Here is an 8,852-nt window from a genome sequence, read left to right on the forward strand (position 1 = left end):
CTATCCCCCATTTCCAGGCAGGTCACTCACGTGTTACGCACCCGTTCGCCGGTTGCCCTTGCGAGCCCCCGTGACTTGCATGTGTTAAGCACGCCGCCAGCGTTCGTCCTGAGCCAGGATCAAACTCTCCAAGAGAGTTGAAATAGCTCGATCATCGAACCGCTGTCATCACGCTGTCGCGCATGACAGCGTGTCCGAATCACTGAATTGTTCGGGTCAAGCTCTCCCCGACGTCCCGAACAGACATCGGCTCAACGAGCTCACCTCGCACATCCAGATTCCCAAATCGATTGTCAAATAGCGTTTGTCGCTCTCGGCGACAGCCTTTAACTGTACCAGCGACCCGCTCATCAGTCAACCCTCTCCGCCGCACAAACCGCGACCCGGTTGACTCCAAGTGGGTACCCTCCGACACAACTCACGCGCGCCAATACGCACCGCAAATCGCGGTGGAGCGCACGCTATGAGCTTATTCAAGGAGGGAACGAATAATAACCAACATTACCATTCAATGCAACTGACGCCAACGGGCTCGACTTTCCCTCCGTGGCCGCGCGCGCGACCGCAGCTCACCGATCATACAAATGGCACAGGGCCCCGGTGTTCCGGGGCCCTGTAGCACGGCAAGTGGGCCGTGTAGGAATCGAACCTACAACCTAGCGATTAAGAGTCGCTTGCTCTGCCAATTGAGCTAACGGCCCAGGTCGGATCAGGAGTGGCGCGCCAGGAGGGAATCGAACCCCCGACCCACAGCTTAGAAGGCTGTTGCTCTATCCAGTCTGAGCTACTGGCGCTCTGTACTCAGCGGAACGAACTACACCCACATTCCCAAGCCCGTCCAAGCCCACCAGGTCGGGGCGCCCGGATTTGAACCGGGGACCTCCTGCTCCCAAAGCAGGCGCGATACCAGGCTACGCTACGCCCCGCAACGAGCGCTCAAATGTAGCCAGCACCAGAACACGGGTCAACGCCGCTCCTTCAGCGCCGCAATCAGTCCGCGGAACGCGCGACCACGATGACTCACTCGCTCCTTCTCGACCAGCGTCGCCTCACCAAACGTCTTCCCCAGTTCATCAGAAAAGAAATACGGATCGTACCCAAAGCCTCCGTCTCCGCGCGGCGTTTCCAGGATCGCGCCGCTCGTCTCGCCGCGACTGGTCAATATGTCGCCACCCTCCACGAACGCGGCGACGCACACATACCGCGCCGATCGATTCGTTAGGCCCTCCAGCTCACGCAGCAGTCGCGCGTTATTTGCCGCGTCCAGCGCTCGACCCGCGAGATCCGTGCGTCCGCTCCAGCGCTTGCTGCGCACTCCGGGCCGGCCATTGAGCGCCATGACTTCCAAACCCGAATCGTCGGCAATGACGCGACCGCCCCTGACCCCAGCGAAGTAATGAGCCTTTGCTAACGCGTTCTCTTCGAACGTGTCTGCCGTCTCGAGATCCTCCTCGACGTCGCATGGAGGGATATCCGCTTCATCGAGGTCGAGAATCGGAAGTCCCGAGCGGGCGAAGAGCTCACGGAGCTCGCGGAGCTTCCCGGCGCTCCGTGTCGCGATGAGAAGCGGCCCGGCCGTCACGCGCGAAGTGCGCGCAGCTGCAGTGCGTCGATCTGCTGCAGACCGCCGACTGCCAAGCTCACGAGCTCATCGAGATCGTCCCGCGCGAACGTGCCATGCTCGCCGGTGCCCTGCACTTCGACGAACCGACCCTCGCTGCTCATGATCACGTTCATATCGACGGCAGCAACGACGTCCTCCGCATAATCCAGATCGAGTCGTCGAGTCGACCCAATTATTCCGACGCTCACGCCCGCGACGCGCCGTCGCACCGGCGATTCCGCCAGGCGTCCGGACGACACGAGCCACTTGAACGCATCGATCGTCGCGACGCACGATCCCGTAATCGCCGCCGTTCGCGTTCCGCCGTCCGCCACGAGCACGTCGCAATCGAGCCGAATGGTGTACTCGCCGAACGCAAAGCTATCGAGCATCGCCCGCACGCTGCGTCCGATCAAACGCTGAATCTCCTGCGTGCGACCACCGAGTTGCGATCGCTCACGGGCCGTGCGTGTTCGCGTCGCCCGCGGCAACATGGCGTATTCCGCGGTGAGCCAACCCTCGCCCCGCCCACGACGCCAATTGGGAACTCCGTCTTCGACGGACGCGGTGCACAACACACGCGTCGTGCCGAACGAGACGACGCACGAGCCCTCGGCATACGGCGCGACGTCGCGTTCGAGCGTGATCGGCCTCAGCTCATGGTGTTGTCGTCCGATTCGTTGCGGTTCGCTATCTGCTGCCACGGAGTCGCTCGATGATCGATGTGGTCGATTGGCCGGTGGTGAGCGGAATGATTCGCACGTCTCCGCCCCAGCCGTGAACCTCGCGCGCACCGACGACGGTCTCGATGGCGTAATCGCCACCTTTCACGAGAACATCGGGACGCAGATGAAGAATGAGCTCGAGCGGCGTGTCCTGTTCGAACGCGACGACGGCATCCACCATCGCGAGGGCAGCTAAAACATAACTGCGCTCGGCCAGTGTGCGGACGGGACGGGTTGGTCCTTTCAGCCGCCGTACGGACGCATCGCCGTTCACGCCGACGACGAGGGCGTCACCATGACGGCGCGCCGCGAGCAGGACGTCGACGTGGCCGGGATGGATCAGGTCGAACACGCCATTTGTGAATACTAAACGCCCACGCCGCTTCGCTCGCCACGCGCCGGCCCGTTCCCAATCCATGATTTTGGGAATCGGGTCGATGTTGGAATCGCTCAAAGGGGCCCTTGAGCGCGCGGATTGAAGCGGATCACGCGCACCAAGAGCGGCATCGCCACACGCTCCGTGTAGTCGGCGCTCACGGAGATGTCGCTGCGTGTCCGATTCACGGTGATGTCCGTGGCCTCCTCAGGTAAACCCAGTGAATCGGCCAGAGCAGAAAGGTGGAGCTTGATGCGATCGTCCGGAATCTGCTTTGCAAATCGAACCTCTTGCCGCATTGCGTCCTGAAATTGGTAAAAGCGCCAGTACGCTTCCCCCAGGTTCACGCCAAAGAACATCGCGGCCGCAACAATCAGGAGTGCGAGGAGGCAACCCAGAGAGCTGCGACCACGATTCACCACTGCGACTGGGCTCCTTCGACGATGTCGTTCACAATCTTCTCGATTGCCTTGGTTCGCCCGGCGGCCTCGGCGCGCTCGTCGTAGTCGCCGTCACCGCTCAGCCCTTTGCGCTGGAAGAGCACGTGCCCGTTGGCCTGCTCGACGATCTCGATGTCAATAGTGACCTGCAGACGACGCCGGGCCGTCACTGCCGTCGCGGGATTCGCGCTGACGGCGACAGGCACGTCGACGTCGTACGCCGTGATCACGCCGCGAACGATGGCGTCAGCGCGACTCTCTGATGCGTCTCGTACGCCAAGACGTTTCTGAAGCTCTCGGCGCATGATGTCGAGCAGTTCGCGCTGCACTTCGGGGGAAGTCGTCTGATTGTCGAATGGAAGCACTGCCATCGTGCGGACGTTCGACGGCAGACCACCGCCGGCGAATCCGTAGCGGACACCACAACCGACGAGCGTGGCGAGTGCAATGATAGCGCTAAAACGGGGCCCAGATCGACGCATCGAACGGCGGAACCTCCTGAACGCTCTTCACGGTGAGCGATAATCCGCGTCGAGCTTCTTCGCTCCGATAGCGAACGATCGCACCACTTCGTTCAACCCACTCGATGACGCGGCCGTCGCGAACTCGCTCGAGGCGGACGAGCGAGTCTCGCCGAAAGGTGAGACGCCAGCTGGCTGGCATACCAATGTCGACACGTAGAAGCTCGCCGTCAACGCGCGCGACAGTGTCGTGCACCGCCGGTATCGCAACACGACCAAGGGTCGCCCAAAGTAAAGCCGGCGGCGGAACGAATCGGCGCGCCAACGATCCGCCGGTGACTTGCAGCGAGTCGGCGATGAGAACCGCGGCGCCGCTTCCGAAACCGCCTGCCAAAAACAGGTCGAGTCGCGCACTATCGGGGCTGGCGACACGGGCGATGCCTTCACCCCGGCCACTGAGCTCGCGATCATCCAGTTGCCAGTCGAAGAGTATCCGGCGATGCCCGGGTGCCAATTCCGCCTGCGGAAGCACCTTGGGTGCCGGCGCCCCGGTCAGCGGCTGCAAGCGCGGTGCAGCACACCCCGCGACGATCCCGGCAGTTGCGATGAGAAGCGCGGCAGAAACCGAGCGGCGCGCGCTCGAACGGGTGTGATATTGCCGTGGCACAATCGCGTCCTACCGTGAATGCGTCGAGGAGTTCCGTGGTCCGGATCGAACGCGTCAGAGGAACAGTTGACGAACGGCGGGCGGGAGCGCGATCGGCTTTCCGACGCGATCGAGAGAGACAAGCGTCGTACGTGCAGATACGAGGCGCTGGTCCGTTTCCGCGTTCGAGACCAGGTAGTCGAAAACGATCATACGCGACCGAACATCGGCAAGAATCGTGTGCACGCAGATCAACTCGTCGTAGCGGGCAGCCGCGTGAAAGCGAGCCGACAGTTCGGAGACCGCGAGCGAAACGCCATTGCGCTCGAGCTCCGCGTAGCTCACGCCAAGCTGGCGGATGAAGTCGGTGCGCCCCATCTCGCACCAGACGAGATAGTTGGCGTGGTAGACCACGCCCATCTGATCAGTCTCGGCATAACGCACCCGAAATTCGATGTCGTGCGTCGTGCGCCGAAAAGTGGTTCGAGAGTCCGTCATCGGTGAAGAGAATGGGCGAAGATTGAAAGCACTGTCGGCCTTTGTAAAGGCGAGCGCCGAGACTAGAATCAGCGCGTGCTCCCGTCGCCGTGCTACATCTTCTCCGACCTGCACCTTGGTTTCGCGAAGCCCGAGGTGGAACGCGACGCTTTGAATTTTCTGCGCCACCTGCACGGACGCGCCGCCTCACTCGTCGTGAACGGCGACTTGTTCGAGTTCTGGTTCGAGTGGCGAACGGTAATTCCGCGCTCGAGCTTTCGAATTCTCGCCGCGCTCGCCGATGTCGTGGAGTCTGGTACGCGTGTGTTGATGGTCGCGGGCAATCACGATTGCTGGGGCGGCGACGTCTTGCGCCAGGATGTGGGTATCGACTACCACGTAGGTCCGTGGGAAGGATCGGTTGCGGAGTGGCGCACGCGTATCGAGCACGGCGATGGATTGAGACCGCGCGAAGATCGACGCTATCGAATGCTGCGACGCGTGCTCCGAAATCCCGTGGCGATCAAGGCGTTCCGCTGGCTGCATCCCGACGTCGGCACGCGACTCGCGACCCACAGCTCGCACGCGAGTCGCAGCTACGGCGCACGCGATCACGGCCGGGGTCTCGCCCGCATCGCATCGGAAACGATGGCACAGCGGCGCGATTTGGAACTGCTCATCTACGGGCATTCACACGTACCGGCACTCATGCGGATGGCGAGCGGGGGCGTGTATGCGAACGCCGGATCGTGGCTCGACTCGCCGACCTTTCTCCGCCTTTCGACGGACCGCATCGAGCTTCGGCAATGGGATGGCTCAGCCGAGGGTCTTCACCTCGACGCTCTCGATCGCACCACCGAGAAAGCGCTGGCCTAACTGCAGGAACATCAGAGGGTCGTCGGAGGCGATGAAGCGGTGGCTCGGCTCGGCCTCCGCACTTGCGGCGATGTGACTCGTGCCGAGAACGGACGACGTCTCGCGCGCCGTCTCTGCGGCGCTATCGATGAGCCTAACGCTGCTGCCGAGCACGTCGCCGATGACGCCTTTGAGCAGCGGATAGTGCGTGCAGCCGAGAACCACCGTATCGACGTCCTCGCGAAGCAGCGGTGCAAGGTATTCCTCGGCGACGAGCCGCGTCGCCTCGTGATTCACCCATCCCTCTTCAACTAGTGGAACGAAGAGCGGGCAGGCACGCGCGGTGACCCGGAGTGACGGCTGGATGGCGCGCAATGCCCGCTCGTACGCACCCGACTTGATCGTGCCCGTCGTACCGATCACGCCAACATGGCCGTTGCGCGTCGCCTCGACCGCAGCCCTCGCGCCTGGCTCGATGACCCCGATCACTGGCATCGTCAGGGTTTCACGCAGCGTCGGGAGCGCGTGCGCTGTCGCCGTGTTACAAGCGACGACGACCATCTTCACTCCCTGATCGACGAGAAACGCGGCGATCTCGCGGCTATATCGCCTAACGGTTTCCGGGCTCTTGGGGCCATAGGGGACACGCGCCGTGTCGCCGAAGTAGGTGACGCTCTCGTGAGGCAGCTGCTGCATCACGGCGTGCGCAACCGTCAAACCGCCGATACCCGAATCGAAAACGCCGACGGGCGACTCGCGTCTCACCACGTCAGCTTCGCGCCGATGCTCGCCCCACCAGGCATTGCCCGTATCTGGAGCTGCGCGGGAACGTCCCACAGGTTCGCGGCAACGAACGCATCGGCTCCGGAAAAGAGATGGTTCGCGATGAGAAAGGCGACCCAGTCTTCGACGTGACTCTGCCTAACGTGGACGTAGGGCACGTCGAAGCGGCGTGGGAAAGCCGGCACTGGGTTGGTCAGCGCGACGCCGGTTGCATCGACGTAACTGACGACGACGCTATCGCCGCTCATACTCCGCGCCTCGCGGACATCGGTCTCGGATTCTCGAATCATCGCGATGGCAATCGCTTCCACCGTGAGCATCACCGCAGCGGCCTTGTTGCGGCCGAGCTTCGACTGCGAGTAGCCGGGGATGATCGCCGAATAGAGAAAGGCTCGGCGAGGGCTGAGCGGAGGCTTTAGAGAATCCGGAATCGCAGGAGTCGCAGCAGCGCGACGACGGCGCGCCGTGTCGGCGTGGGCGCGACTGGTGTCGGTGCGCGCGCGAGCGGTGTCCGTGCGAACGCGAGTGGTGTCCGGCTTCTGTGCCTGCGCAGAGGCGCCGAATAACCAGAGGCACGCGGCAACGACGCAGAACGCAAAGCGACGGGAGCGTTGGCGGGAGTGTATGGGAATCGAACCCACCCGACCCGACGCAGTCAGGTCACACTGGTTTTGAAGACCAGGGAAGCCACCAGACTTCATCCACCCCCTCATTGCTCAGACGAGAACGATTCCACACCCCGATCGTGCGACAACGTCACCAATCTCGACCGCTGTTGGGACGAGGGAAAGATACTCCGCCACTCGGTGAGGCGAGACCGCGACGAGCAGACCACCCGAGGTCTGAGGGTCGATGAGGAGCGCGCGATCGACGTCGGTGGCGCTTCCCCACTCGACGAGATCGCGCAGATACTCCTCGTTGCGCTCTGCACCGCCGGTACGAACGCCAGCCAGCCACGCGTCGCGCGCTCCGGGAAGAAGCGGGACGCGCGCGACGTCGATGCGAAGTGTCGCCTTGCTCGCCTTGGCGACGTGATTCCCGTGGCCGAGCAGACCGAATCCAGTAATGTCCGTCGCGCACGTGGCACCAACGGCGAGCGCGGCACGACTGGCGTCGCGATTGAGCTGCACCATCGACGCGATGAGAATCTCGTGCTGCGTGCCGGAGAGACGATCGTTCTTCGCGGCCGTCGCGAGGATGCCCGTACCGAGCGGCTTCGTGAGTAGAAGCTTATCGCCTACCCTGGCGGCGGCGTTGGTGAGCAATCGCTTCGGGTCGGCACGACCGGTAACGGACAATCCGTACTTGAGCTCTTCGTCGATGATGGTGTGTCCACCAACGATGAGTGCGCCGGCCTCGTGCACCTTGTCGTGTCCGCCGCGCAGAATCTCGGTCAGGACAGTCAGCGGGAGCTTTCCCGACGGAAAGCCGACGATGTTCATCGCCGTCAGCGGCTCGCCACCCATGGCGTACACGTCAGATAATGCGTTGGCCGCCGCGACCTGGCCGAAGGTGTACGGATCGTCCACGATCGGCGCGAAGAAATCTACCGTTTGCACGAGCGCGAGATCATCCGACAGCACGAAGATCCCCGCATCGTCGAAGGTCTCGCGACCGACGACGAGGCGCGGATCGGGCCGATGTGGGAGCGCGGAGAGCGCCCGCGACAGGTCACCCGGACCCAACTTGGCGGCTCAACCAGCGCAGCGCGCGAAAGCCGTTAGGCGAAACAGCTCCTCGCGCGTCGGATTCGAACTCACGTTTGGCGTTGATGCGGATTGCTTGACGTCAGGCGGCAACATCGCCGCCGGCACGTTGCTACTCGTTAGGAACTACGCGGCAGCGCCGCAATTGCATCGATCTCGACGAGCACGGCGCGCGGGAGCCCGGCGACCTGCACCGTCGAGCGCGCCGGTCGAGCGGTGCCGAGCGCGCGCGCGTAGACTTCGTTGACGCGCGGGAAATCGTTCATGTCGTGAAGGTAGACGGTGGTTTTGACGACATCGCTCCACGATGCGCCGGCCGCGTCGAGAATGGCCTTCAGGTTGGTCAGCACGCGCTCGGCCTGGGCAACGACATCGCCGGCGACGATCTGTCCCGTTGACGGATCGAGCGCGATCTGGCCCGCCGTAAAGAGAAACCCATTGGCAGTGATGGCCTGCGAATACGGCCCGATGGCCGCTGGTGCGTCGTTCGTCTTGACTGGCGTTACGCTCACGAGTCTTTCTCCTTGCTGAACGAGGGTGCGCTGAGGCTTCGCGCTGATGATAGTCTGTCGCGGAAGCTTCCTGAAGTAATGATGTTTCAGCAGGTTTGCCGTGCAGCGCTCGGTCGTGAACCCGACGGGCCGCTGACACGGATATTGAGAGCACGCCCCTGACTGCTACTGTGGAAGTGTCATCAAACCACAGGTCACAGCCAGGAGCGGCCCTCATGAAAAGGACAGTGAAGAATGTCGGGCTGGATGTGCATCAAGCTACAGTCAT

The 8,852-nt window shown here is 62.9% G+C and carries 12 protein-coding genes, 4 tRNA genes and 1 rRNA gene; 1 reads left to right on the forward strand and 16 read right to left on the reverse strand.

The window, feature by feature from the left end:
• From VGH98_04245 to VGH98_04295, 11 genes are all read right to left on the reverse strand, one after another.
• A 16S ribosomal RNA gene (locus VGH98_04245) occupies window positions 1-135 on the reverse strand; the annotation flags it as partial.
• Between the two features lie 493 nt (window positions 136-628).
• A tRNA-Lys gene (locus VGH98_04250) sits at window positions 629-701 on the reverse strand.
• A 15-nt stretch (window positions 702-716) separates the two neighbouring features.
• A tRNA-Arg gene (locus VGH98_04255) sits at window positions 717-794 on the reverse strand.
• A gap of 58 nt (window positions 795-852) precedes the next feature.
• A tRNA-Pro gene (locus tag VGH98_04260) sits at window positions 853-926 on the reverse strand.
• A gap of 38 nt (window positions 927-964) precedes the next feature.
• Window positions 965-1,582, reverse strand: coding sequence for an RdgB/HAM1 family non-canonical purine NTP pyrophosphatase (gene rdgB / locus VGH98_04265; protein ID HEY2375166.1), 618 nt, complete (start codon window positions 1,580-1,582; stop codon window positions 965-967).
• A complete protein-coding gene (gene rph, locus VGH98_04270) occupies window positions 1,579-2,307 on the reverse strand; it encodes a ribonuclease PH (protein ID HEY2375167.1) in 729 nt (242 codons plus the stop codon). The genes rdgB and rph overlap by 4 nt, the downstream gene beginning before the upstream one ends.
• Complete coding sequence (gene rfaE2, locus VGH98_04275) at window positions 2,294-2,782, reverse strand: D-glycero-beta-D-manno-heptose 1-phosphate adenylyltransferase (GenBank protein HEY2375168.1); 489 nt, start codon at window positions 2,780-2,782, stop codon at window positions 2,294-2,296. The genes rph and rfaE2 overlap by 14 nt, the downstream gene beginning before the upstream one ends.
• Window positions 2,779-3,126 carry a hypothetical protein gene (locus tag VGH98_04280; protein ID HEY2375169.1) on the reverse strand — a complete coding sequence of 116 codons (348 nt, stop codon included), beginning with the start codon at window positions 3,124-3,126 and terminating at the stop codon, window positions 2,779-2,781. Before VGH98_04280 ends, rfaE2 begins: the two co-directional genes overlap by 4 nt.
• Entirely contained in the window at window positions 3,120-3,626 is a 507-nt protein-coding gene (gene lptE, locus VGH98_04285; GenBank protein HEY2375170.1) for an LPS assembly lipoprotein LptE, read from the reverse strand. Before lptE ends, VGH98_04280 begins: the two co-directional genes overlap by 7 nt.
• Complete coding sequence (locus VGH98_04290; protein ID HEY2375171.1) at window positions 3,601-4,272, reverse strand: hypothetical protein; 672 nt, start codon at window positions 4,270-4,272, stop codon at window positions 3,601-3,603. Before VGH98_04290 ends, lptE begins: the two co-directional genes overlap by 26 nt.
• 54 nt (window positions 4,273-4,326) lie before the next feature.
• Complete coding sequence (locus tag VGH98_04295; protein HEY2375172.1) at window positions 4,327-4,749, reverse strand: thioesterase family protein; 423 nt, start codon at window positions 4,747-4,749, stop codon at window positions 4,327-4,329.
• A gap of 75 nt (window positions 4,750-4,824) precedes the next feature.
• Between VGH98_04295 and VGH98_04300 the strand changes: the two genes are divergently transcribed.
• The gene (locus VGH98_04300; protein ID HEY2375173.1) at window positions 4,825-5,604 is read left to right on the forward strand and encodes a UDP-2,3-diacylglucosamine diphosphatase; all 780 of its coding nucleotides are present in this window, start codon (window positions 4,825-4,827) and stop codon (window positions 5,602-5,604) included.
• On the opposite strand, the gene murI is transcribed toward VGH98_04300, so the two are convergent.
• The 5 genes from murI to VGH98_04325 all read right to left on the reverse strand — a co-directional run bounded on the left by murI (window position 5,545) and on the right by VGH98_04325 (window position 8,584).
• Window positions 5,545-6,348, reverse strand: a complete 804-nt coding sequence (gene murI / locus VGH98_04305) for a glutamate racemase (protein HEY2375174.1) — start codon at window positions 6,346-6,348, stop codon at window positions 5,545-5,547. The genes VGH98_04300 and murI overlap by 60 nt on opposite strands.
• On the reverse strand, window positions 6,345-7,007 hold the full coding sequence (locus VGH98_04310; protein HEY2375175.1) for a hypothetical protein: 663 nt from the start codon (window positions 7,005-7,007) through the stop codon (window positions 6,345-6,347). The genes murI and VGH98_04310 overlap by 4 nt, the downstream gene beginning before the upstream one ends.
• Window positions 6,979-7,075 (reverse strand) — tRNA-Sec (locus tag VGH98_04315). The genes VGH98_04310 and VGH98_04315 overlap by 29 nt, the downstream gene beginning before the upstream one ends.
• Before the next feature lie 7 nt (window positions 7,076-7,082).
• Window positions 7,083-8,051, reverse strand: coding sequence for a selenide, water dikinase SelD (gene selD, locus VGH98_04320; protein HEY2375176.1), 969 nt, complete (start codon window positions 8,049-8,051; stop codon window positions 7,083-7,085).
• Window positions 8,052-8,191: 140 nt separating this feature from the next.
• Window positions 8,192-8,584 carry a RidA family protein gene (locus VGH98_04325; GenBank protein ID HEY2375177.1) on the reverse strand — a complete coding sequence of 131 codons (393 nt, stop codon included), beginning with the start codon at window positions 8,582-8,584 and terminating at the stop codon, window positions 8,192-8,194.
• Window positions 8,585-8,852 lie beyond the last annotated feature (268 nt).

This window comes from Gemmatimonadaceae bacterium, assembly GCA_036496605.1.
In the GTDB taxonomy this organism is placed as follows: Bacteria; Gemmatimonadota; Gemmatimonadetes; order Gemmatimonadales; family Gemmatimonadaceae; genus AG2.